The organism is Desulfovibrio sp. SGI.133 (assembly GCF_050313955.1).
Taxonomy (GTDB): Bacteria; Desulfobacterota; Desulfovibrionia; order Desulfovibrionales; family Desulfovibrionaceae; genus Desulfovibrio.
Window position 1 is genome coordinate 411,962 of the sequence record NZ_JBNPMK010000001.1, and the last position, 23,280, is coordinate 435,241.

General features: G+C 63.0%; 29 protein-coding genes. 8 read left to right on the forward strand and 21 right to left on the reverse strand.

The annotated features are described in order from the left end of the window. Positions 1-10 precede the first annotated feature (10 nt). From sctR to ACQRBR_RS02040, 21 genes are all read right to left on the reverse strand, one after another. On the reverse strand, positions 11-661 hold the full coding sequence (gene sctR, locus ACQRBR_RS01940) for a type III secretion system export apparatus subunit SctR (protein WP_321031709.1): 651 nt from the start codon (positions 659-661) through the stop codon (positions 11-13). Continuing rightward, the gene (sctQ, locus tag ACQRBR_RS01945) at positions 648-1,844 is read right to left on the reverse strand and encodes a type III secretion system cytoplasmic ring protein SctQ (protein WP_427812168.1); all 1,197 of its coding nucleotides are present in this window, start codon (positions 1,842-1,844) and stop codon (positions 648-650) included. The genes sctR and sctQ overlap by 14 nt, the downstream gene beginning before the upstream one ends. An 84-nt stretch (positions 1,845-1,928) precedes the next feature. Next, positions 1,929-2,552 carry a type III secretion HpaP family protein gene (locus ACQRBR_RS01950; protein ID WP_427812169.1) on the reverse strand — a complete coding sequence of 208 codons (624 nt, stop codon included), beginning with the start codon at positions 2,550-2,552 and terminating at the stop codon, positions 1,929-1,931. A 56-nt stretch (positions 2,553-2,608) separates the two neighbouring features. Beyond that, the gene (sctO, locus tag ACQRBR_RS01955) at positions 2,609-3,100 is read right to left on the reverse strand and encodes a type III secretion system stalk subunit SctO (RefSeq protein WP_427812170.1); all 492 of its coding nucleotides are present in this window, start codon (positions 3,098-3,100) and stop codon (positions 2,609-2,611) included. Positions 3,101-3,136: 36 nt separating this feature from the next. Next, positions 3,137-4,453 carry a type III secretion system ATPase SctN gene (gene sctN / locus ACQRBR_RS01960; RefSeq protein ID WP_006004792.1) on the reverse strand — a complete coding sequence of 439 codons (1,317 nt, stop codon included), beginning with the start codon at positions 4,451-4,453 and terminating at the stop codon, positions 3,137-3,139. Beyond that, positions 4,454-5,077 (reverse strand): HrpE/YscL family type III secretion apparatus protein, encoded by a 624-nt coding sequence (locus tag ACQRBR_RS01965; protein WP_204673975.1) that lies wholly within the window; start codon positions 5,075-5,077, stop codon positions 4,454-4,456. After that, positions 5,056-5,739, reverse strand: coding sequence for a SctK family type III secretion system sorting platform protein (locus tag ACQRBR_RS01970; RefSeq protein WP_427812171.1), 684 nt, complete (start codon positions 5,737-5,739; stop codon positions 5,056-5,058). The genes ACQRBR_RS01965 and ACQRBR_RS01970 overlap by 22 nt, the downstream gene beginning before the upstream one ends. Next, a complete protein-coding gene (gene sctJ, locus ACQRBR_RS01975) occupies positions 5,739-6,533 on the reverse strand; it encodes a type III secretion system inner membrane ring lipoprotein SctJ (protein ID WP_040369131.1) in 795 nt (264 codons plus the stop codon). Before sctJ ends, ACQRBR_RS01970 begins: the two co-directional genes overlap by 1 nt. 28 nt (positions 6,534-6,561) lie before the next feature. Beyond that, positions 6,562-7,131 carry a hypothetical protein gene (locus ACQRBR_RS01980; RefSeq protein WP_427812172.1) on the reverse strand — a complete coding sequence of 190 codons (570 nt, stop codon included), beginning with the start codon at positions 7,129-7,131 and terminating at the stop codon, positions 6,562-6,564. 39 nt (positions 7,132-7,170) lie between these two features. Then, the gene (locus ACQRBR_RS01985) at positions 7,171-7,527 is read right to left on the reverse strand and encodes a tetratricopeptide repeat protein (protein WP_303878546.1); all 357 of its coding nucleotides are present in this window, start codon (positions 7,525-7,527) and stop codon (positions 7,171-7,173) included. Positions 7,528-7,602: 75 nt separating this feature from the next. Next, positions 7,603-7,854, reverse strand: a complete 252-nt coding sequence (locus tag ACQRBR_RS01990) for an EscF/YscF/HrpA family type III secretion system needle major subunit (protein ID WP_040369130.1) — start codon at positions 7,852-7,854, stop codon at positions 7,603-7,605. A gap of 140 nt (positions 7,855-7,994) precedes the next feature. After that, positions 7,995-8,216, reverse strand: a complete 222-nt coding sequence (locus ACQRBR_RS01995) for a hypothetical protein (RefSeq protein ID WP_204625455.1) — start codon at positions 8,214-8,216, stop codon at positions 7,995-7,997. Then, positions 8,213-9,700, reverse strand: a complete 1,488-nt coding sequence (sctD, locus tag ACQRBR_RS02000) for a type III secretion system inner membrane ring subunit SctD (protein ID WP_427812173.1) — start codon at positions 9,698-9,700, stop codon at positions 8,213-8,215. The genes ACQRBR_RS01995 and sctD overlap by 4 nt, the downstream gene beginning before the upstream one ends. Beyond that, complete coding sequence (gene sctC / locus ACQRBR_RS02005; protein WP_427812174.1) at positions 9,697-11,652, reverse strand: type III secretion system outer membrane ring subunit SctC; 1,956 nt, start codon at positions 11,650-11,652, stop codon at positions 9,697-9,699. The genes sctD and sctC overlap by 4 nt, the downstream gene beginning before the upstream one ends. Next, positions 11,649-12,131, reverse strand: a complete 483-nt coding sequence (locus ACQRBR_RS02010; RefSeq protein WP_303878538.1) for a molecular chaperone Tir — start codon at positions 12,129-12,131, stop codon at positions 11,649-11,651. The genes sctC and ACQRBR_RS02010 overlap by 4 nt, the downstream gene beginning before the upstream one ends. Before the next feature lie 115 nt (positions 12,132-12,246). Then, complete coding sequence (locus tag ACQRBR_RS02015; protein WP_427812175.1) at positions 12,247-13,026, reverse strand: hypothetical protein; 780 nt, start codon at positions 13,024-13,026, stop codon at positions 12,247-12,249. A 20-nt stretch (positions 13,027-13,046) separates the two neighbouring features. Then, positions 13,047-14,153, reverse strand: a complete 1,107-nt coding sequence (locus ACQRBR_RS02020) for a hypothetical protein (protein WP_303878530.1) — start codon at positions 14,151-14,153, stop codon at positions 13,047-13,049. A 4-nt stretch (positions 14,154-14,157) separates the two neighbouring features. Next, positions 14,158-14,694, reverse strand: coding sequence for a SycD/LcrH family type III secretion system chaperone (locus ACQRBR_RS02025; protein ID WP_303878528.1), 537 nt, complete (start codon positions 14,692-14,694; stop codon positions 14,158-14,160). A gap of 45 nt (positions 14,695-14,739) precedes the next feature. Next, positions 14,740-15,372, reverse strand: coding sequence for a USH1C-binding protein 1 (locus ACQRBR_RS02030; protein ID WP_427812176.1), 633 nt, complete (start codon positions 15,370-15,372; stop codon positions 14,740-14,742). A gap of 25 nt (positions 15,373-15,397) precedes the next feature. Then, on the reverse strand, positions 15,398-15,964 hold the full coding sequence (locus tag ACQRBR_RS02035; protein WP_427812177.1) for a USH1C-binding protein 1: 567 nt from the start codon (positions 15,962-15,964) through the stop codon (positions 15,398-15,400). 85 nt (positions 15,965-16,049) lie between these two features. Then, the gene (locus ACQRBR_RS02040) at positions 16,050-16,346 is read right to left on the reverse strand and encodes a hypothetical protein (protein WP_427812178.1); all 297 of its coding nucleotides are present in this window, start codon (positions 16,344-16,346) and stop codon (positions 16,050-16,052) included. 325 nt (positions 16,347-16,671) lie between these two features. Between ACQRBR_RS02040 and sctW the strand changes: the two genes are divergently transcribed. From sctW to sctU, 8 genes are all read left to right on the forward strand, one after another. Then, the gene (gene sctW, locus ACQRBR_RS02045) at positions 16,672-17,787 is read left to right on the forward strand and encodes a type III secretion system gatekeeper subunit SctW (protein WP_427812179.1); all 1,116 of its coding nucleotides are present in this window, start codon (positions 16,672-16,674) and stop codon (positions 17,785-17,787) included. A 30-nt stretch (positions 17,788-17,817) separates the two neighbouring features. After that, entirely contained in the window at positions 17,818-18,192 is a 375-nt protein-coding gene (gene sycN / locus ACQRBR_RS02050) for a type III secretion chaperone SycN (protein ID WP_168934961.1), read from the forward strand. A 2-nt stretch (positions 18,193-18,194) separates the two neighbouring features. Then, complete coding sequence (locus ACQRBR_RS02055) at positions 18,195-18,563, forward strand: type III secretion protein (RefSeq protein WP_303878509.1); 369 nt, start codon at positions 18,195-18,197, stop codon at positions 18,561-18,563. Position 18,564: 1 nt separating this feature from the next. Continuing rightward, positions 18,565-18,921 carry a tetratricopeptide repeat protein gene (locus tag ACQRBR_RS02060; RefSeq protein WP_427812180.1) on the forward strand — a complete coding sequence of 119 codons (357 nt, stop codon included), beginning with the start codon at positions 18,565-18,567 and terminating at the stop codon, positions 18,919-18,921. Beyond that, on the forward strand, positions 18,918-21,011 hold the full coding sequence (gene sctV / locus ACQRBR_RS02065) for a type III secretion system export apparatus subunit SctV (protein ID WP_427812181.1): 2,094 nt from the start codon (positions 18,918-18,920) through the stop codon (positions 21,009-21,011). The genes ACQRBR_RS02060 and sctV overlap by 4 nt, the downstream gene beginning before the upstream one ends. 9 nt (positions 21,012-21,020) lie before the next feature. Continuing rightward, positions 21,021-21,278 (forward strand): type III secretion system export apparatus subunit SctS, encoded by a 258-nt coding sequence (gene sctS, locus ACQRBR_RS02070; protein WP_006004747.1) that lies wholly within the window; start codon positions 21,021-21,023, stop codon positions 21,276-21,278. A gap of 64 nt (positions 21,279-21,342) precedes the next feature. Beyond that, positions 21,343-22,179, forward strand: a complete 837-nt coding sequence (gene sctT / locus ACQRBR_RS02075; protein ID WP_303878503.1) for a type III secretion system export apparatus subunit SctT — start codon at positions 21,343-21,345, stop codon at positions 22,177-22,179. A 56-nt stretch (positions 22,180-22,235) separates the two neighbouring features. After that, positions 22,236-23,279 carry a type III secretion system export apparatus subunit SctU gene (gene sctU, locus ACQRBR_RS02080; RefSeq protein WP_321030828.1) on the forward strand — a complete coding sequence of 348 codons (1,044 nt, stop codon included), beginning with the start codon at positions 22,236-22,238 and terminating at the stop codon, positions 23,277-23,279. Position 23,280 lies beyond the last annotated feature (1 nt).

A 23,280-nucleotide genomic window follows, 5' to 3' on the forward strand; every position in this document is an offset into this window, starting at 1 on the left:
CCGAATCTGGCTACTGATAGCTGAGCAGCAGGCCCTGACTGATCTTCAGCCAGCCGTCCAGCGTCACGAACAGCAGCAGCTTGAACGGCAGGGAAATGGTCATGGGCGAGACCATCATCATGCCCATGGCCAGCAGGACGTTGGAAATAATAAGGTCTATGGCAACGAAAGGCAAATAGAGCAAAAAGCCGATCTGGAAGGCCTTGGTCAGCTCCGTGATGGTAAAGGCCGGCACCAGGATGAACATGTTGTCACGCGTGATGCTCTGCCGCTGATGCTCCGGCCATATGCGCTGGGCCGTACCCATGAATTCCTGCAGGATGGCGGGGCTGGTGTTCTTTTCCAGGAATTGCCGCAACGGCGGCGAGACGGCCTGCAGGGTCTCCAGCATCTCCGAAGGCTTTGGGTTCGCGCTGAAACGCTGCTCCTCCAACAGGGCCTTGGTATCCATGGCCACCGGCGCCATGATGAAGATCGTCAGGATGATGGCCAGGCCGTTCATGACCATGGCAGGCGGTACCTGCTGCACGCCCAGAGCGTTGCGGACAAGGCTCGTGACCACCACGATCTTCACATAGGATGTGACCATCATGAGCAGGAAGGGCGCCAGCCCTAAGAGCGCCAGACCCGCGATGAGATAGAGGGGATTAATCCCGGCCAGTTCCATCCCCGGCCCCCTGCGGCGTACCGCTGTCCTGTCCGGCGGCATGCATGCGGGTGATCTGTACGCCCGGCATGCCGCCTACATCCACCAGACGTCCCTGCGCCAGCAGCTGACCCGCAACACGGATGTCCACGACGGGCGACGGTGTCTCGCCGCCCAGGGCCAGTGTATGCCCGGGGACCAGCGCCGCCAGTTCATCCAGACGAAGTTGCAGCCTGCCGATCTCAAAGACCACAGGCAGCTCCAGCGCTCCGACGGACGCAGGGTCCACCGTGGCGGATTCTGCGGCGGCCCCATCATCCTGAACGCCCCCGGTGGGGGCCAGCTGTCCTTCATTCATGCCGTCCTCGCTTTCTTTCTCTGCAGACTCCCGGCCGGGGTCGCCCATATCCGGCCCCAGCACGGACAAGCTCCCTTCCCCAAGCCGGCAGGCCAGTGCCCTGCCCTGCGGCAGGCGCAGACGCGGCGTCTCAGGGGCCCAGCTCTCCGGCAAAAGGACATCCCCCGGGACCAGCGTCGCCGCCTCGTCCACAGACAGATGCATGTGCCCTGCTTCCAGCGGGCAGGCCAATGTCCCCGAGAAGCGGGGCTTGGCCTCCGTGCGCATGGGAAGCTGTTCCAGCCGCTCCAGCACATAGCGTACGGCATTTTCCTTCGCCCAGGACAGACGCAGGAAGACAGCCTCACCACCGGGCAGATCCAGCCGCAGGGGCAACGAACCGCCCCAGGCGATCCCGGCCTGCGGCGCTCCGGTAAAACGCAGTTCACAGCCCAGGAAGGGTTCCAGCCGTTGCAGCGCAGGCACCAGCAAACGCTCCAGAACAGCCAGACACAATTCGCCGGGCAGGCGGGCAAAGGTCTGCTCCCCTGCGGGCTGGGCGCCGCGCCAGGCGGCAAGATCCGGCCTCAGGGCCAGCGCCTCCAAGGATGACCATTCCAGCTGCCACAGATCCTCGCCACTGTGCAGATACAGCACGGCCGCCGGAACAAAGGGAACATCCTGCTCCGCGGTGGCCGCCGCGACATTGAACGACAGCGTACAGGGAACAGGCTGCTCCGCTCCGGCATCCAGCGGTACGGACAACGGCAGGGCCCGGCAGACGAGAGCATTGACCAGCCGCGCATGCAATGGCGGCAGCGCCGGCGGAATGAAAGGCCGGGAAGGGATCACCTGGGACATGACTCACCTTTTCCGAAATCAGCGGGATCTGTCCGCTCCCCTTCGGAGGGGGAAAATATCGTGCACGCCGTGTGGCGGCCGTAGCTACTCCACGTCAGGGACGTAATCCTGGCGCCCCCGGGACTGCTGCCGGGCATCGCCTTCATTGCCGCCGTCCGTCCGGCTCTGGACGACCTCCACGCGAACGTTCTCGCCACTGCGCTCCAGAGCGCTGCGCAAGGCATCCTGTGCCCCCACCGCCGTCTGGAAGGACGCCGGATCGGCGCAGGCGAGCCGGATGAACAGCTGTCCGTCCTGCGCCCGGGCCAGACTCAGCTCCGCACCGGAAAGGGGACCCTGCCCCAGCGTGATGCGGACTTCCTGGGAGCCCTTGCCCGGCTCGGAGACCAGGATACGGTCCACCAGTTCGTTCACGAGGGCGTCCACATCCCCGGGAGCCGGAGCTGCCTGTGCGGCGCCCGTCTGCATGTTCTGCATGCGGCTGCCGAAAAGGCTGTCCAGCAGCGCCTGCGGCGACAGGGCATCCTGCCGGGAACCGCCCCGATCATTTTCCTGACCGCTCTGCCCGTCCCGTTCCTGGGATTCCTGCATGGCCCGGTCAAAACGTTCCTTGTCCCTGTCGTCCACGGGACGATCCGCGCCTTCACGCTCCGCCTGCATGCGGGAATCCGCTTCCTGCAAACGTCGGGAACTGATCTCCATGCCCATGGGCACCTCCAGCATATGCCGCCATGCGGATCCGGCCGAACACTCTGCGGGTGGCCTCAGGCATCGTCACTGGCGCGGGAAGGGGTGGAGAACTCCTCCAGCTCCAGATCTTCCAGATGCTCCTGCTCCCGTTTGGCGTTCTCCTGCCAGATGTCACGATGTTTCTCGATCTTCGCCGCTTCCCGGCGGGCCAGGGCCACGGCCCTTTGCGCACCGGTCACGGCCTGTTCCTGCTGCCGCACCTGCTCCTCTGCCTGGCGCACGGCCTGGAAGCGTTCCTGCTCTCCGGTGGCCAGCATACCCAAAGAGGCCCGAAAATCCGCCACCTCTTCCAGAGAAAGGCTGGCCCCCAGGATGGCGGCATAACGCCGCTCCTCTTCTTCCTGCCGCCAGATACGGTAGCGTTCCAGCTCGGCCTGCCGCCGCCCCACTTCCTCACGAGCCTGTACCAGCCGGCGTTCTTCCAGCCGCAAGACATTGCGGGCGGCGTCCTCCCGATAGTGGCGAACGGACAGCAGGGCCTGCAAAGGATAGAGTCGTTGCGCCATGATGCACCTTTGCCATATGCAGAGGCCGGGCCCCGCTTACAGCACGACCTTTTTCAGGGCCGCCAGGGTCTCCTCGAACGAACTTTTTTCCTCCAGCCCCTGGCGCAAGAAGGCATTGACCGCCTGGATATGCCCCAAGGCGAAGTCCGCCTCGGCATCGGCCCCTTTCTTGTATTCGCCGATCTGCACCAGCAGCTCCACTTCCGCATACTTGGCCAGTATCTTGCGCAGGGCCTGGGCCGCGGCCTTGTGCTCCTTGTCCACCACGGCGTTCATGACGCGGCTGACGCTGGCCTGGACGTCGATGGCGGGATAATGGTTGGCAGCGGCCAGCTTGCGCGAAAGCACGATATGCCCGTCAAGGATGGACCGGGTCTCGTCGGCGATGGGTTCGGTCATGTCATCACCTTCCACCAGCACCGTATACAAGGCGGTGATGGAGCCTTTGTCGGAATTGCCCGCCCGTTCCATGAGCTTGGGCAGTTCCGAAAAAACCGAGGGCGGGAAGCCCCGGCGGGTCGGAGGCTCTCCGGCCGCCAGACCGATCTCGCGCTGGGCGCGTCCGAAACGGGTCACGGAATCCATCATCAGCAGCACGCTCTTGCCCTGATCGCGGAAATATTCGGCAATGGCCGTGGCCGTATAGGCGGCCTTGAGCCGCTCCATGGAGGAACGGTCCGATGTGGAGACCACGAGCACGGCCTTTTTTCGCCCTTCCGGACCGATGTCGCGTTCGATGAATTCCCGCACTTCGCGGCCGCGTTCCCCGATGAGCGCCAGCACGCAGACATCGGCCGTGCAGCCTTTGAGGATGCTGGACAACAGGGTGGACTTGCCGCCGCCGGCCGCGGCGAAGATGCCCATGCGCTGCCCTTCCCCGCAGGTCAGCACGCCGTCGATGACGCGCAGGCCCAAGGAGATGGGCTTGCTGATGACCTTGCGGGTCATGGGATTGGGCGCTTCGGCCACCAGCGGATAGTGGGTGCGCGTCCTGATGGCCGGACCACCGTCCATGGCCTGCCCCAGACCATCCACCACGCGGCCCAGCAGCTCATAGCCCACGGGGACGGAGAGTATCTCGCCCGTGGGGATGACTTCCGTGGCCGGGGAGATGCCCTGCATATTGCCCAGGGGCGACAGCAGGGCCACATTCCTGACAAAGCCGACCACCTCGGCCTTGAGGCTCCAGTCTTCCCAGGGATTGCGCAGCAGGCAGAGTTCCCCCACTTTCACGCCGGGGACCACGGCACGGATGATGGTGCCCACCACCTGCTCCACGCGTCCCCGCGTCTCCAGGGGATTGACGTCGCGGACGGCCTCTTCCAGCAGGTCGCCGATATATTCGAAGGCCATCTACGACTCCCTGATCTTGCCCAGCAAGGCGTGCTCGATAGCCTTGAGCTGGGTCTCCAGGCTGGCGTCCACGACCCCCAGCTCGCATTCCAGGATGCAGTCCCCGGGCTTCATGCGGGGATCGGCCGTCACGTCCAGAAACGTGGCGCCGTTGGGAGCGGACGAGATCATGGCCGCCAGCGAGCTCCGCACCGCGTCCTTGTCGTCAGGAGAGACACGGATAAGCACACGCTGCTGGCTGCGCACGGCGTTCAGGGCATTGCGCACCACGCGCACCGTGCATTCCCGGTCGTCCAGCTCGCCGATGATCTTGCGTACGGCGGAGGTCACTACGCCCACGAGTTTGGCTTCCACACCTTCGATGTATTCCACGGCCTGCATGGCCGTTTCCATCATCTTTTCGGCCTGCTCCATGCGGCCTTCCATGAGACCGTCCTCATAGCCTGCCTGCCTGCGCTCCTCGTAGGCTTTTTCCGCCTCGGCAGCCATGGCGGCAGCCCGTTCCCGGGCAGCGGCCAGCACATCGTTGGCTTCTACAAGACGCGCATAATCGGCCGCGCGCAGCACCCGCACCCCAGGGGCGGGCATCACGGTATTGCCCGTCAGTCGAAACACGGCGCCCATGACGGAGCCACCTCCTTGAGCAGCAATTTTTTCACCCCGCGCCACAACTCGTGGCACTCATCTTCCGTCAGAGACGGCAGCACGGCCGCCTCCGGCAGCGCGGGCAGACGATCGCAGACGCGCAGGGCCACATCTTCCGGCCAAAGCCCGGCCACCAGACGCAGTGCCATGTTGCCGTGCAGGGCACAGCGTTCCGCCAGGGGCAGATCCGTATCCAGCCACTGGAAAAAGCGCCGCACGCCTCCCAGCTGGTAACGACCCCGCTGCAGGGCGTACTGATAGGTCTCCTCTCCCAGGGATTCCCGCAAGGGCAGGACCTCATCCCGCAGCAACACCGTCGCGATGGCCGGAGCATGCAGGACAACGCCCGTCACCCGGCACAGTTCCAGCAGCGCCGGAGCATCCAGAAGAGCCAGGCGGCGCGACTCCTCGGCATAGTCCCAAAAGGGGACCTGCTCGACAGGCCCGCTTTCAATAGCGACCGGTCCGTGCGTCAAAGGCCGCTGCTGCAGCCAGGCCCAGAGGCTGTCCGCAGCCCCGCCCAGCTGTTCACGGCAGTCATCCGGGAGCCGCGGCCCGCCTTCCGGCAGATTGGCTTGCAGCAGGCGCTGCCACAGGGCCGGACGACGCGCGAGGACGTCCGCAAAAAACTGTTTGTGCATCAGGCCTCACCCTGCTTGCCGGTGTCATCCCCCTCCCCGGCCTCAAGGGCTTCACGGGCAGCGCGACGACGGGCCAGCAGACGGCGACCATAGACCCAGCCCCCCACGCCCAAGGCCAGGAGCACTGCCGCCATGGCCAGCATCTGCAACAGCAGGGCGGGCGTATGGGCCCCCGGCGAGAGCAGCGGGGACGGGAGCTTCGTATCCGGTACCGTCACGCTTTCCCGTACCGGGACCAGCATCACGCTCACATTGTCGTATTTGAGCGAGGCCACGGCGCCCGCCACCAGCTCCCTGATCTCGGGCACAAGGTTGACCACGGGCGAATCCAGGGTATGACGCAGGAAAACCGCCGCAGAAGGCGCGATGGTGATGTTGTTCACCTTGTCGTTGACGCCGAGCACCACGTGGACGCGGGCCGTCAGCACACCGTCGATGCGCGAGAGCGTGTCCGCCAGCTCCTGCGAAAGGGCGTAGGACATGCGAGCCTGGACCTCGGAGGTGGACGAGATCATGCCGTCACCGGCAAACACTTCTCCCAGGTTTTTGAAGGCTTCGCGCGGCAGGCTGTTCTCCTTGAGGACCTGCAGGGCGCGCACCAGCTGGTCGTCATCCACCAGCAGGGTATAGCCGTTTTTGCCTGCGGCCTGCTTTTCCGCCTCGATCCCCCGTCGCAGCAAGGTGGAAAGCATCTGGTTGGCCTGATCCTCGGACAGACCGGAGTACATCTCCACTTTACAGCCGGAAAGGAGCAGAAGCAGGGAAAGCAGCAAAAAAAGCATGGGACGCAGCATGAAAAAACCTCTGATAAAATACGGGTGCCTAACCGGACTGGCGCAGCAGACCCTCCAGGCCTTGCGTCGTCTGCTGCGATGTCTGGACACCCACTTTGGCCTGTACGTTGAGCATGCCCACAAGCTGCTGCACATGCAGCAATTCCTGCGGGCTGATGGCCGCCCCCTGCGCGGAGACACGCTCCAGCAACTGGCCCAGCTCTTCCAGAACATCCTGGCGGGAGATCCCTTCGCTCTGGAAGACAGCCTGCGGCTCCGTCACCTCCTGCCCGGCGGGGACATCAGCGCCACCAGCTGCGGCGGGCTGTTCCACGGCAAGAGAGCCTTCCGCCCCTGCTCCGGTAACTGGCGGGCACGGCATGGATTCCGCCGGTCCCGGCAGGAGCGCCGCTGCCGATGATGCAGCAGTGCCGCCCTCACCGGTCGCAGCTGCGGGCCCTTCCGCCGGAGCCGTGGAAAGCGCCTCTTCGAAGGCCCGCACCAGCTCACGCGACGGCGCGCCGGAAGGGCCTCCCCCGGAAGGCTCGCCCGCCCATTGGGAAAGCTTTTCCAGAGCTTCCAGCAGCTTGGTCGCCCCTTGTGCCGATGCGGGGATCATGCGCCGTGCCTCCCGGTGGACAAAACGTCATGCCGCCTATCAGGCGACTTCCATGACGGCCCGGGCCATATCGGCCGCAGCGCAATCCTGCGGAATGGCGGCAAAGGCCTGCTCCGCCTCTCCTCTGCGCCCGGCCAGCAGACAGGCAAGGCCACGCATGGCAAGGGCGTCGGCATCAGCGGCATTATCCGCAAGGACCTGGTCCAGGATGGTGAGCGCTGTATCGAAATCGTCCACGACCACATGAGAAAATGCCAGCCCCACAAGGGCCGGCGCGAACCCCGGCCTGAGCGCCAGGACTGCCTGAAAAATGGTCCTTGCCTCCCCGACGAGCCCTTTTTGGCAAGCCAGATTGGCCAGATCCAGCAGGCGGGCCATCTGTCTTTCGGAAACCATATATTTCTCCCGTTTTAGGGGCCGGGAAACGGCCCCGTCACAACATTCTTGCCTGCACACCTCCGTTCCCGGAGGCTAGCCCGTCCGCTGGGCCAGAGACTTGAGCATGTCCTGGATGCTCTTGGTCACCGAGGAGATGGTCTCCAGCTTGGCGTTATACTGCCCCATGGCGAACTGCAGCTCCAGCAATTGCATCTGGTCCACCTCGCCGGAGGCGCTGATCTGGTCCATCTTGGCCTGCAGGGCCTGCCCGTCCTGGCTCAGACCGTTGGTGGCATTCTGGAACAGCTGGCCGATATCGATCCCGCCCGAGCTTCCTATATTCATGATATTCTCCTGACTGATCCGCAATGCGGTCATCTTGCTCTTACGCTTTCTGCTGCCCGGCGCTGCGGCCGGCAGGGCGCTCCTAAGCTGCGGGGACCGGCCACACCGGCCATCCGCAGTCTGCGGCGGCTTTTCCCGGATCAGCGGTTCAGCGTATCGTAGACACGCTCCGCCACCTTCTCCGCGGCATCCACGGCGGTCATGACCTGCCGGGCAACAGCCATCTCGTCTGACGTCATGCCGGCATCCATGGCGCGCTTGACGTCCGTCCGCATCTCGAACAGCTCCTCGCGAAGCTGCTTGAGGCCACGGCCCGACGGATCTTCCGCCAGCATATCAAAGGCTGATTCCATTTCCATCATTTACCTCTCAATCTGTGACTGACGACCTGGCTGCCGTTACGCAGGACAAGGACTTTGGTATCGATGCTCTCCAGGGTCCAGCCGCTGGGGAGCACAGCGCCTTCAAACAGGCGTCTGCCGTCGGCGGTAGTCACGAAACGCATGGGCGACATGGTGACACCGGTCACGCGCAGCCCGCCCAGGGGATCCCCGCCGGCACTGCCCGAAGGCCGGGCTGGTGTGGCAGCGGCGGGTTCACCGTCCCGGGAAGGTGTCAGGGAGCGCTCTGCAGCTGCCAGAGCGCCCGACGCCGACGAGGTCCCGTGCAACCGAACACCGAACAGCTCGCTGGCATCCTGACGGATGGCGTCCAGTTTTCTGGTGTCTTCCGGCCGAAAATCACCGGAAAAATCCACCCTGCCCGGCAGGTAGATGACCCGGACGCTCCCCAGACCTTCCCGCTGCAGGGCCGCATCCAGCACCGGCGCCAGATCCTTTTCGTAAACGATGTGCCGGTCCACCGCCGGCAGGCCCCGGACTTCGGCCTTGAGGGCCGTGAAAGCCGCTGCCTCCAGCAGCTCGTCCTTCATATAGGCCCTGACCTGCAAACGCGGATTGCCCTTGTTCTCCCACAGGACGACATCAGGATGGAAACCGCGGATACCAAGCGAACTGCGCACAGCACGCAGCATGTCTTCCTGTACGGCAACTTCCAGGTACACAGGAATATGCAAGCTACGTGCCATGTCGCGCAAGCGGATCATGGCAGCATCGTCCGCCACTGTCCCGCGGATCTCCACTCCGGGATCACGGCGGCTTACAGCCAGCCCGCGTATGCCGGCATCTTCAAGATATTTTTTAATGATCTCAGGATAATGTTCAGGATCAGAGTCCGCAGGCCTGACCATCAGCGACAACGCAAGCAGAAAAATCGCCACCAATACCAGCAGCAAGGCCCGCCAGCCGACACGGCGAGCGGGGGAAGATTCCGGGACATCCGGCAACAGTGTTTCCGAAGCCCCGGCGTCCATGCCAAGATCATTGGCGGTCGGCAACAGCTCCGCTGTCTCCGTGACAGCGGGGACAGATTCTGCCTCCGCGGGCGCCGCTTCTTCGGCCCCGGCGGTGCGGGCGTGCGGGGACAGCTCCGGTACAAGACTTTCCTGGGGGACTCCGGGACGGTTCCAGGCAAAACAGGTCGTGCCAAGATACCAGGCGCTCCCGGCTGCGGGACGCAAGGGACCATCGGCCTCGGCGGGCTCCACGGGCTCTTCTCCCTGCAGGCGAAGGGGACCATCCAGGGGCGTCACGGCCAGTACGGGAAAGGCATTCTCTTCGGACGAAATATCCAGAACGGCATGGCGGGGAGCAAGGCCGGTCAGGATGATGTCGCAGGCATCATCAGACCCGACGACCCAGCTTCCCTCCGTCAGTTCAACACAGGCCCCCAGATGCGGCCCGGAAAAGACATACAGGCAGATGCTGCTGCCCCGGCTGCAGGTCACTGCCGTCCTCCGGCAGAAACAGACGTGCTGCCGACAGGGGTCGGCACCGGCTGGGCTCCCGCGCTGACAGGAGTCAGGATAGGCTGCGGCATGGTCGAATTCTGGATGCTCTTGTTGGTGGCGGGCACAGGTGCCGGCTGGGGCGTGACCGTCACAGGAGGTGCGGGCTGCACGTCCGGCGCCAGTTCACGGCGACGAGCACACCCGCCCACAGGCATCTCCTTGGGACGGCGTTCCTCATAGTCGGCCTGTGTCGGCGTCCGGCTGAAACGGGGATCATCCACGCGGGAGGGCACATTGGAGGCCGTATCCATGCGGACGATGCGCGGCGTGATCAGGATAAGACGCTCCATGCGCTGGTGCTTTTTGCCCGTAGAACCGAACAGGCCGCCCAGGATGGGGATGTTCTTGAGGCCGGGGATGCCGGTCTCCGCATCGCTCTGAATCTCGTAATAATGCCCCCCGATGAGCAGGCTCTGCCCTTCTCCCACGATGGCCTGAGTATTGATCTTGGTCTGCTTGATGGGAGAAAGGTTGTTGGGATCCACGGAAAAAAGGCTGGACCCGTCATCCCGGTCGTCCTGCACGCTGACCATGAGCTTGATGCTGTCCGTCTGCCCCGGCAGGCCGGGGATGATGTGGGGCGTCACCTTCAGGACGGTCCCGGAGTCGATCTTGAACAGGTCGGAAGACTCGTTGCCCGATACGGGAACGTAGTAGGAGCTGGTATTTTCCAGCGAGGCCTGCACGTTGTCCATGGTCAGCACGGAAGGCTTGCCCAGCACGCGGGCCTGACCGTCTTCTTCCAGAGCGGTGACGCGGGCCAGGAAGTAGTCCGAGCCGTAGGAATACAGGGTGGAATAGGAAAGGCCCCCGGCACTGGAAGCCCCGGCAGAGGGGAAGATGCCGCTGGTCGAAGTGCCCCCGGCACTGCCGCCGCCTGTCCAGTGCTTGCCGTAAGCACCGGTACCCGACCAGTTGACGCCGAAATCACGGGAGAAATCGCTGTCGATATCCACGATGGCCGCATGGATCTCCACAAGCTCCACAGGCTTGTCCAGATCGGCGATGACCTTGGCATAATAGCTCATGCGGTATTCGGCATCAGTCACCACAACGGCATTGACCCGGGGGTCGGCGATGATGCTGGGCCCGGCAGTCGTCCCGGACTGATCCTTCCCGTTCTGGGGGACTGCCGACGCAGCCTGGGACGTATCCGTCGAGGCGTTCATGGCGATCAGCCCCTTGCCCCGCAGACCGCCCTGCGCCGACGGCTGCACCGTCACCTGTGACCCGGTCAGGGGGGTCCCGTTGGCCATGGCCTGCAGGATGCTGGCCACACCGGGGATGGTCACGGTGGAATCCATGCTGTTGACTTTCATGTCTTCCGCCCAGGCGTACTTGAGCGGGAACACGCGCATGACACTGCGGCTGCCCTGGGCATCTTCAAAAGCTTTCATGGCCCCGCGCAGCTGGTCCAGATAGATGGGCGGACCGCTGACCGAAAGCAGATTCTGGGCGTGCAGCAGTTTGACGGGCAGCTGCGGCGAGATCATGCCCGCACTGCGCAGCATGTCCCGCAAGGCAGCGGCCGAGACCGTGGACGGCGCCAGGAAGGCTTCCGCCTTTTCGCTGTCGTTCCAGAACGTCACCGTACGTCCCTGCGTATACCAGCGCACCCCGAAGGCCGAACGCATGCCGTTGAGGAACGTACGGGGATCCACCTGCTCGAAACGACCGCTCATCTGCCCCTTGAGGGCAGGACTGCACACCGAGCCATAGCCTTCGGCGCGGGCAAAAGCGAAAAGGACCGTGCAGATATTTTCATTGTCCGCATAATGAGAGAACGCCGCCCGGAACGGGAAGGCGCTGCGGGAAGACGCGCAAAGACCTTCCGTTGCCAGAAGGCAGCAGAAGATCCAGCACAGGCAGACAGCTACAAGGCGCTTCAATAGACGCCTCCGAAAAACGTACCCGACATGGAGAACATGGGAGGCAACTCCTCACGCGGCGAGTCCCCCAGGTTTTTTTTCCACCAGGCGAGGTCATTGAGGAAATCCCGGACAGCGTTATCGAACTGCTGCTGGGGCACGTCCACAGGCACCCGGGATTGCAATATCAGGCGCTCTCCGTCCAGGCCCCGGGCAGCCGCATCTTCCTGCGGTTCAAGGGCCACGACCGAGGCTCGCTCGCGGCAGATGCCGGCCTGCTGGCCTGCCACTTTGCGGAGCAGACTGTCTCGTTCATGTCCCGGCTCCGGCAGGGCGCGCAGGTCAGCCAGAAGGAAACACAAGCGCCCGTCAGGAGAAAAGACTTTCAGGTCAAGGCCATCCTCCAGCCGAAAGCTGTATGAGCCGTCCTGTCCCGGACGGGGGGTCTTCCAGCCGGCCGTCACCGCAAGGGCACGGACCTTGTCATCCAGCGAAACCATAGGCAGTCCTGCATACGTCTTTCATGTCCAAACACAGTTTAACGGTACGCAAAAACAAGCGTCATCGTCAAACCTTTTTCTTCCGGACCGGCGCGCCCTTACGGGCGCTGCCGGATCATCCCAGGATCTTGGTGCGGGTCTGGTTCATGTTGGCCTGCATGGAGCTCATGAAGTCCAGAGACTTGGAGACCAGGTCCTTGAGCGCCTCGTTGGTCTGCTTGGTCTGCTCCATCATGGTGCGGATCTGCTCCTGCTGGGCCTCCAGACGCTTGGCCTCGGCAGACTGCATGCTCTGGCCGAACTCCCCGCCCGCCGTGAACATGCTTCCGGCCGAAGAAAGCATGGTATTGAACGACTGCGCAACTGCGGCCGTGAGCTGGCCGTCCGCGGCATTGCCCGCGCGCATGTTCAGCCCGCCGCTCGAGGATCTGCCCACACCGGCGGCAGCCACGCCCAGGCTGGCCCCACCGGCCGCCATATTGACCACGGCCCCGGTCACGGCGCAGGCAAACTTCTGGATGGCGCCCGTCTCGATCTTGTCGGCCTGCTGTTCCATCAGGTCGACGATCTGCAGCCCCTGCGCCTGGATGATGCTGCGGTTGGTGCGCCGCTGCTCCGCCGCATCCTTGAGGATCACGGAAGCGAACATGGCCGCGGGGCTGGGCAGGGCCACCCAACCGGACAGGTCCCCCGAATTTTCTCCGGGCGACGCCAGGTCGGGCAGCTGGCTCCGCACGTCCTTGACGGCCGCGGTAAAGTCCTTGCCGGCCTGGATGGCATCGATCAGGGCCTCATCGACCTTGGCGGCACTGACACCCTTCGCCTGGGCCTGCTCCAGCAGCCTGCTGTACTCGACGGAGCTGTATCCCGTTGCATTCGTGATGATGGTGTCCATACTATCTCCCTTTTCAGGCATCAGGCCATGGCCGGATTGCCGCTGAGGATGGCCACATTGGCCTGCACACTTTCCTGAACGATGTCCGACACGGTCTGGAGCGTCTGTTCGGAGCGCCGCATCACTTCCTTGAGATGTTCCAGATCCAGCTCATTGGCCATGGCGATGCGTTCCAAAATGGCCTGCAGATGCTTCTGCTGGGCCTGCAGATAGCTGATATCCTTTTCGTTAACGGCGGAAGCGATGCTGGTGGCCGACTGGGCTATGGTGTTCGCCCCACCGGCCATGGTCGCCACGCGGGCCGTCCAGGAGGCCGCCTTCTGGACGGTCTGGGCCGTATCAGAAACAGTCTTGGTGGCTGTCTGGGCGACCTTTCCGGCCGCGCCTGCCGCTCCGGCACCGAAGGTGAGCGCCGTCAGGGCGATGGTGGTGGCAAGATCCACGGCGAACTTCGTCCACTGGATCGCCGTATCGCTGGCGCCGCAGGCTTCCATGATCTTGCCGGTGATGAACGACAGGCTGAAACCGGCCTTGCCGCCTGACGCCTCCTCCATGATGGAACTTGTCAGCAGCGCCAGGCTCGCGGCACCGACGGCGATGAGCGCCGCGCCGGAACCACCGGCAGCCAGGCCCACGGAACCGGCAGCGATCATGGCCACGGAGCCGATGGCCGCCAAAGCCATGCCGATATACTTGAACGCCTTGAGCAGGCCATCCAGAAAACTCTGGCTCTTGGCCTTTTCCAGCTGCTCCTGAATGGATTTGAGCTTTTCGTCGTTGGCCATGGCGCGTTCCTGGGCGCGGGCCTCCAGCGAGGCCATACCGGCCTTGGTCTCGGTACGGCGCTGCTCGAAGCCCACAGCATCCAGCAGGGTCTCCAGAGAAAGACCGCTCATGGTCAGACCGGACAGCGAGACCGTGGTACTGCTCTTCGAGGACGGCTCTTCAAGATCCGGCAGCAGCGAATCACCGCCTGCGGCCAGGAAGGAGCGCAATGCGTTGAGGCTCTCTTCCAGATCCTTGACATCCAGGGCCTTGGTCGAACCTTGCTGGGTCGCCGCCAGTTGCAGCAGTGCGCTCAGATCGGCCGCGGGCGTCCCGGACTGTGTTCCCTGAACCATACTCATAGCATCACTCCTTGGACTGGGACAGCGTGGCAAGCAGGGCACGGATACGGTCATGGACGGCCTTGTGCGCGGGGATGGAGGCATCGCCCAGCCCCAGAGCGGCGCGGAAGGAAGCCGCCGCGTTCTCGCCGTCCCCCAGCTTCAGATAACACAGGCCGCCATAGTAGAACGGCGCGGGATCCTTGAGACCTCCGGCCACACCGGCCATGCCGTAGGTATCGATGGCCTGCTGCCAGGCTTCCCGGGCCTGCAGGCAACCGGCCAGACCCATCCAGTATCGGGGATCGTCGCCGTCATACATGCAAAGGCCGCGGAACATGCTTTCGGCATCCTTGTAGTTGCCCGCCTTGTACAGGTTGTAGGCATAGGCATAGCCGGATTCCAGAGTATCCTTGCTGATGTTGAACACATCGGCCAGGGTGGCCCCCTTTTCCAGGGCGGCCTGGATGGTGTGGAATTCCTTTTCCGTGAAACCCGCCGCCTTGGCCATGTCCAGCAGGGCGGCCTGGATGTCTTTTTCCTGTTCAGTGATCTGACTCATACTCGCTCCTTGGGGGGGGATGCCGTCGTCCTGTCCTTCCGACGGCTACTGGCCGCGGGCCAGATTGGTGAGGGTCTGGTTGGAGTTGGCGATCTGGGTATTGGCGCCCTGCAGATAGGAGTTGTACTGGCCCATGTAGTCCTGGACGTAGACCATCTCCTGCTGGGTGTTGGTGCCCAGCTCTTCCAGGCGGCTTTCCAGGGCCGTGATGGCCACGTCCCACTCGTCGGCGCTGTGCGAATGGTTGTTGCCGGTCTTGTCATAGGCCAGACCGTGCGCATCCATGTAGTCCACCATCTCCTGGCTCATGAACGTCGCATTGTTGCCCTTGGGCACGGTCTCGGTGACCGTTTCATAGACCACGTTCCCCTGGGCATCATGTACTTCATTGCCGTTGGCGTCCTTCTTGGGGAGCTCATAGGTCTGGGTCTTTTCCTTATCATTGCCCACACTGGAGTTGGCATCGGCCTTGGCCTGACGGGCCTCGTTGAGCAGCTGGGAGACCAGCTTCTGCTCGTCCTGCGCCGAAGCGATGGCATCCATCTTGTCCATGGCCTGAGTCTTGGCGGTCTGGGCCAGTTCCAGCTGCAGCTTGGCGAACATCAGCTGCAGGCTCGTGGTGGGGCCCAGTTCACCGAATGAAACAGAAGACGTCGAGGAAAAATTGACCTGGCTCATATCACTTCCTTATGTCGGCCGCAGCTTATTGGCCACGGGCCAGACTGGTGAGGGTCTGGTTGGAGTTGGAAATCTGGGTGTTGGCGCCCTGCAGGTAGGAGTTGTACTGGCCCATGTAGTCTTGGACATAGACCATCTCCTGCTGGGTATTGGTGCCCAGCTCTTCCAGGCGGCTTTCCAGAGCGGTGATGGCTACGTCCCATTCATCAGAGCTGTGATTGTAGTCGCCGCCGGTCTTGTCGTAGGCCAGGCCGTGCGCATCCATGTAATCCACCATTTCCTTGGACATCAGGGTACAGTTCTTGGTGTTCTTTTCCGTCGTCCCGTTGGAATAGGTCTCGGTCTGCGTGCCTGCGGCGATACCGGAGTTGGCATCGGCCTTGGCCTGACGGGCCTCGTTAAGGAGCTGGGAAACGAGTTTCTGTTCGTCCTGCACCTTGGCGATGGCGTCCATCTTGTCCATGGCCTGGGTCTTGGCGGTTTCGGCCAGTTCCAGCTGCAGTTTGGCGAACATCAGCTGCAGGCTCGTGGTGGGCCCCAGTTCACCAAAGGAAGAGGTTGCAGAGACATTGTTAAGATCGACCTGACTCATATGGATTCCTTGATTATATACCCTGTTGAAAAAGAAGAAAAATCATCAACCGGCGCTGGCAGCCTGAGGCCTGGATCCTGTCCGCTTACAGACGGACGATATTCCGGCGACCGCCTCCGGGGATGCCGCCGGCAGCAGCCGGTCTGGCGGCAGTACGGGCCTGGGCGGCACGGGCTTCACCGGCACGACGGGCTTCGGCCTCGGCTTCCTCGACCATCTTGCGCAGTTCGGGGGTCAGAGAAGCCGGATCCGTCTTTCCCTGCTCCGGCAGGCCGAGCTGCTTGCGCATGGCTTTTTCCTGGCTTTCCAGGCGGGAAAACTCTTCACGAAGGGCGGAAAAATCTTCCATCTGCTTCTTCATATCCTGTTCCGTAAACGACATAACCAAGCTCCTTTTTGTGTTTACAGCGTTGCAGCTTGTAAAGCATAAAACGTGCCAAATTTGTATCAGACTAAAAAGACATTAAAAATATCTTCTGGAACACTAAAGTGCCAACTTTTTTGCCATCTCGTTTTTTCAGTGAACAACCAAGTTCCCCCGGCAGCTTCCCAGGCGTGGCGTTTTTTCAGACAAGCCACCGGATTCCGCAGGGAGCGCCCTTGCTGTTGCTACAGGCTCATGCTACCAGAAACATGTGGCATGATTCTGGCATATAGCATATCGTGTTGCCAACATTTTTTTACGGGATCGGGAGGCGCAGTCCGCCATGAGCATCGATTTTTCCATCCAGCACTCCCAGGTGCAGCCCACATCCCGCGATACCACGGCTTCTTCCGCGGTCACCGGTTCGCTGTTCGGCAATACGGCCACTGTGGTGGAATCTCCTCTTTCCCTGCTGGCCGAAGCTGCCGAAGAACTGACCTTTGCCGTGGACACCACGGATGATTTTGAACTGGAGGAACGCAAGGAGCGGGACGAGATCAGCGAGGCCATGGAGGAACGCATCAAGAAGTACCAGGAGATGATGCGTGGCGCCCGTGAGATTCAGAAGACAAGGGATCTCAAGGGATTTCTGGATTCACGGACCGAAAAGGAAGAAGCCCTGCGCCAGCTGCGCCGCTTCTTCCCCGATCCCTCCGAAGCATGGGCCGCCCTCAAGGACATCCACGAGGAACTTTCCGCTGCTCCCGACACCCCGCCGGAGACCCTGCGCGTCCTGAACGAGGCCCTGGAAGAGCTGGAACGTACGGAAGGTCCCGCCATACGGGCCGGGATCAACGGCGCCCTCAACGCCCGGGGGTTCGAAGACCTGGGCGATGCCGGCGTACTGGGGAGTTTCTATCGGGAAGCCGTCTGCCATTTTGAAGACGTCAACAGCCTCTACGACCACATCCAGAAGACGTACGGCAAGGATTTCGACGCCGCGCTGGACTTCCTCTACAAGGCACTGGGCAGCGACCTCGCGGCCGACGTGCCCAGCATGGAGACCAGCCATCTGGAGCACGTCAACGGCAGTCTGGGGGAACTGCGGCAGCTGCAAAGCGCCCGCAGCCTGTGCGCCCGTCTGCTGGAACGCTGGAGCAGCGTCCACGGGATCCGGCACTGTCCGCTGGACGATATGGCCCTGCTGGGCAAGGTGCTGGACCTGCGCAAGGAGCGCTACATCAGCGGCAGCCGCATCAGCCGCCTGGCCGAGGAAGCCGGTGCCCCGGACATCGAGCGCAAGGTGCTTTTCCTTCAGGAGCTGCTCAACACTACGCGTTCCTTCGCCCCGTCTCTGTTCGACGGCAACGAGGGCCGCATGAAGGTGCTGGATGCCGTCCAGGATGCCGTGGACGCCGCCATCGCCGAAGAAGACGCCTGGCTGGCGGAACAGGGATAAGCCTTTGTCCAAGACATACGCGGAGATCTTATGCTGGACCACGAACTGAACGCTTTCGGCATGCGCATGGGCCTGCCCGGGCTGGCCTTTTCACCGCAGGGGCTGGTGGCTCTTGATGTCAGCGGCATGGGGCGCCTGTATTTCGAGAAGCAGCAACGGCATGGCCAGGAGGAACTGCTGGTCTATCTGGCCCGCCCCTTCCCCCCGCATGACAGCACGTTGCCCGAACGGGCCCTGGCCCTGTGCCATTACCGGCATGCACACGCTTTTTCCCTGACCGCCGGCATGAAAGGAGATACCCTGATCCTCCTGACCCGCCTGCCCGAACGTCAGACCACGGCCGCCCTGCTGGAAGAGGCCGTCATGGAGCTGGCCCGCGTCATGAACCATCTACAGGGAGCCTGATCATGGCATCATCCTCCATCAACCTGCTGGATCCCGGACTGGGGATACAGAACATTATGGACCCCGGGACGGCGGGTCACCTGCCTGATGCCCGTCCGCTGGCCTCCAGCGCCATGCGTGAAGCCGGTCTGGATGAGCTGTACAACAGCCGCAAGGCAGCCCAGCAGCTGGAGGCGGCCCTTTGCCCGCCCGTGGGCGACGGCTCCCTCCTCCAGCCCGAACTTTTCCATATGGAACTGCAGGGCGCCCTGACGGCCCTCAGGGACAGCGACAAGCCCGCCGTGCGGGCTTTCGTGCGTGACGAGCTGGCGCCGCTGCTGGAGAACACCGAATTGCTCCGGGCCTATACGGGCCTGATGGTAGGAGGCTAGCATGGCGGAGGCCACCTCCCCGCTCACCACCGGCCAGGGCCGTGCCCTGCAGGTACTGGGCCATCTTTTTCTGCGCATGGGGCAGTTCCAGCGAGCCCGCAAGCTGGCTATGGCCCTGCTCGCCCTGGATCCCGCCGACCTCTGGGCCCGGCGCTGTCTTGCCGTGGCCTGGCTGGAACTGGGCGATCCCGAGCGCGCCCTGGAACAGCTGGACCTCGTCCTGGCGGGGGGACCGCTGGCCTCCCGTGATGCCGTGCTGTATCTGCTCAGGGCCCGTGCCCTGTGGCAGGCGCAGCGCCCCGACGAGGCCCGCAATGCCCTCAATGCCTATCTTGCCGCAGGGGGAAGCCGCCTGTGAGCCTGTTCTCCGACGCACGCAACATCGTCTCCCTGACCACGCGCCACAGTGACCTGGCCCTGGTGGGCCTGCTGGTGGCCGTCATCGCCCTGATGATCATGCCCCTGCCCACGGCCCTGGTGGACACGCTCATCGGCGCCAACCTGGCCCTGTCCTTCGCCATCATGATGATGACCATGTATGTCAGGACACCGCTGGAGTTTTCATCCTTCCCCACCATGCTGCTGTTCACCACGCTGTTCCGCGTGGGCCTGAACATCACCACCACCCGCCTGATCCTGCTCAACGCCGACGCCGGCGAGATCATCCAGACCTTCGGCGAGTTCGCCCTGGGCGGCAATTTCGTCGTTGGTGCCGTGGTCTTCCTGATCCTGACCATCGTGCAGTTCCTGGTCATCGCCAAGGGTGCCGAACGCGTGGCTGAAGTGGGCGCGCGCTTCACCCTGGACGCCATGCCCGGCAAACAGATGTCCATCGACGCGGACATGCGCGCCGGGGTCATCGACATGGAAGAGGCCCAGCGCCGCCGCGATGTCATCAGCCAGGAAAGCAAGATGTTCGGCGCCATGGACGGCGCCATGAAGTTCGTCAAGGGCGACAGCATCGCCGGTATGATCGTGGCCGTGGTGAACATCGTGGGCGGTACCGTCATCGGCATCACCCAGCACGGCATCTCCGCCGGGGAAGCCCTGGAGATCTACGGCATCCTGACCATCGGTGACGGCCTCGTCTCCCAGATCCCCTCGCTCATCATCGCCATCTCGGCCGGTATCCTCATCACCCGTTCCGGCGATACCCAGGAAGATGTGGGCGCGCAGATCGGCGGCCAGTTCTTCGCCCAGCCCAAGGCCCTGCTTATGGCGGGCGGGCTGATCTTCCTGTTCGCCCTCATCCCCGGTTTTCCCAAGCCGCAGCTGTTCGCCCTGGCCTTCGCCATCGCCGGGCTCGGCTACATCCTGGACAGGATACGTTCCGCCCCCGCGCCCCGGGATGCCCGCAAGGAGCTCAACCAGTCCCTCAAGTCCGCCACCCGCAAGGAACGCAAGGGGCGGCCCTCCGGTCCCCAGGACGACTTTGCCCCCACGGTCCCCATCATCCTCGATATTTCGGAAGGCCTGGCGGCGTCCCTGGACTACGACAATCTTAACGACGAGCTCTCTGCGCTGCGTCGTGCATTGTATTTCGACCTTGGCGTGCCCTTCCCGGGCATCAACCTGCGCGTCTCCTCGTCCTTGTCGGGCCTGACCTACGAGCTCCAGGTCAACGAGATCCCCATGTCGCGCGGGCATTTGGAACAGGGTATGGTGCTGGCACGCGAAAGCGAGGACACCCTGCGCATGCTCGGCCTGGACGTACGGCGCGGAGAGAACTTCCTGCCCGATGTGGAAAGCCTGTGGATCCCGGCGGAAAAACAGGCCCTGCTGGAGCAGGCCGGGCTCTCCTGCATGACCCACTCGCGCATCCTGGCCTATCACCTTTCCCTGATCCTGGCACGGCATGCCTCCAGCTTCATCGGCATGCAGGAGACAAAATATCTGCTGGACCGCATGGAAGAACGCGCCCCGGACCTGGTGCGCGAGGCCACCCGTCTGCTGCCCGTGCAGCGCATCGCGGAGATCTTCCAGCGCCTGGCCCAGGAACAGGTCTCCATCCGCGACCTGCGGAACATCCTCGAGGCCATCATCGAATGGAGCCCCAAGGAAAAAGATACCGTCATGCTGACCGAATACGTGCGCGGGGCCCTCAAACGCCAGATCAGCTACATGTATTCACGGGGCCAGAACATGCTGCCGGCCATCCTCATGGATCCCTCGGTGGAAGAGACCATCCGCAAAGCCATCCGCCAGACATCGGCCGGGGCCTTCCTGGCGCTGGATCCCGATACCTCGCGCCGCTTCATCGCGGCCGTGGGAGCAGCGGCGGGCGATTACCGCAAGCATGCCCAGATGCCCGTCCTGCTGGCCAGCATGGACATCCGGCGCTATGTGCGCCGCCTTATCGAAGGGGAGCATTACCGCCTGCCCGTGGTCTCCTACCAGGAGCTTACCCCCGAGATCAGCGTCCAGCCCATGAACCGGATCCGCCTCTAGGAGCTTGGCATGGAACTTGCCATCGATTACGCCGTCAAGGCCCTGTACCTGGTCATGATCCTGTCCCTGCCGCCCATCATCGTGGCTTCGGTAGTGGGCATCGTGCTCAGCCTCATCCAGGCCATCACCCAGCTGCAGGAACAGACCCTGGCCTTCGGCGTCAAGCTGCTGGCCGTAGGTCTGACGCTCTTCCTTATGGGCAAATGGCTGAGCGGTGAGATATTGCGGTACAGCGAGGACATCTTCAACCGCTTCTATCTGCTCTGAACAGCAGGCCCGGATACGGCTGATGAAAGGGGTGCCCCCAGGGTACGCCACGGACAGGACACGCATGGATTTTTCGCAATTTTTGCAGGAACTCGGGGTTTACGGGCACCTCACGGCCTTGCTGCTGGGCATGCCGCGACTCTTCGCCCTGGTCACGGTGACGCCCTTCCTGGGCTCTGCGGTGGTAACGGGCCAGATACGTCTGCTGCTGGTGCTGGCCCTGTACCTGCCCCTGCATCCTGTCATCGTCAGCCATCTGACCGACGAGATCACGCTTTCCGCAGCGCTCTCCCTGGCGGTGGGCGGCAAACTGGCTCTGCTCCTGCTCAAGGAGGCCGTGCTCGGCCTGATGATCGGCTTTCTTGCGGGCATCGTCTTCTGGACCGTGCAAAGTGCCGGTTTTTTCATGGACAACCAGCGCGGGGCCAGCATGGCCGAAGGAACGGACATCCTTTCCGGCGACCAGAGCAGCCCTCTGGGCCAGCTGCTGTTCCAGAGCCTGGTCTACATCTTTTACACTTCCGGGGCGTTCTTGGCCTTCGTGGGGCTGGTGTACGCCAGTTACGGCATCTGGCCGGTGACGCAGCTCCTGCCCCTGGATGTGCCCCAGGGAGCGCCCCTGTATTTTGCGGAAAAGGTCGGCTGGCTCATGGGCCATATGCTGCTGCTGGCCGGGCCCATCGCGGCAGCCTGTCTTTTGACCGACGTGGCCCTGGGCCTGATCAACCGTTTTGCGTCCCAGCTCAACGTGTATGTGCTGGCCATGCCCATCAAGTGCGGCATCGCGGCTTTCCTGCTGTGCTTCTATTTTGGGCTGCTGCTGTCGCATGCACCGGAACTTTTTGATTTTACACGGGAATCCATCCTCAAGCTGAATAATCTCCTGCCGGGAGGGAACTGATGCCGTCATGCCCGCAGGCATGACGGCAGCCGCGAAGCGCGGGAGACTTTGAGCCTATGAGCAGCGAAAAAACAGAACAACCGACCCCAAAACGCCTGCGGGACTCCCGGGAAAAAGGGCAGGTCGCCAAAAGCCAGGATGTGCCTTCGGCCCTGACCGTCATGGCGGTGGCCGTCTATCTGCTGGCCATGTCTTCCGACATGCTCAATACCTTGCTGGCCATGGGCGAGGCCCCCATGCTGCTCATGGACAGGCCGTTCGAGGAGGCCCTGCCCCTGGCCGTCACGTCCACCCTGCTCTGCGCCCTGCGCGTGGCCTTGCCGCTCATCGGCATGGTCATGGTCGTGGCCCTTTGTGCCAACATGATGCAGGTGGGAGTGCTGTTTTCCGTACAGGCCGCCATGCCCAAGCTGGAGAACCTGAGCATGAGCAAATGGTTCAAGCAGGTTTTCTCCCTCAAGAACCTGGTGGAGTTCCTCAAGAACATCATCAAGGTGCTGATCCTGGGCATCAGTGTGTACGTCATTTTTTCCGACTACATGCCGCAGCTGTTCCGCATCCCGCAGGGCGACATCGGCGACATGTGGCGTCTTCTCGGTTCCGTTTGCGGTGACCTTGTCCTTGTTTCGGCGGGCGTGTTCTGCGTCATCGCCGCAGCGGACTGGTGCTTCCAGAAGTGGCAGTTCAACAAGCAGCACATGATGAGCAAGGAAGAAGTCAAGCGGGAATTCAAGGAAAGCGAGGGCGACCCGCTCATCAAGGGCAAGCGCAAGCAGCTGCACCAGGAGATGATCGCCCAGAACCAGATCGCCAACGTCAGAAAAGCGAAGGTGCTCGTGACCAACCCCACCCATTTTGCCGTGGCTCTGGACTATGAAAAAGACAGGACCCCCCTGCCCGTCATCCTGGCCAAGGGCCAGGGCGTGCTGGCCCAGCGCATGATCGAGACCGCCCGGGAAGAGGGCATCCCCATCATGCGCAACGTGCCGCTGGCGCGCAGCCTGTACGAGCAAGGTACGGAAAACGCCTATATCCCCCAGGACCTCATCGGCCCCGTGGCGGAAGTGCTGCGCTGGGTGCAATCCCTGCGCCAAGGATAAG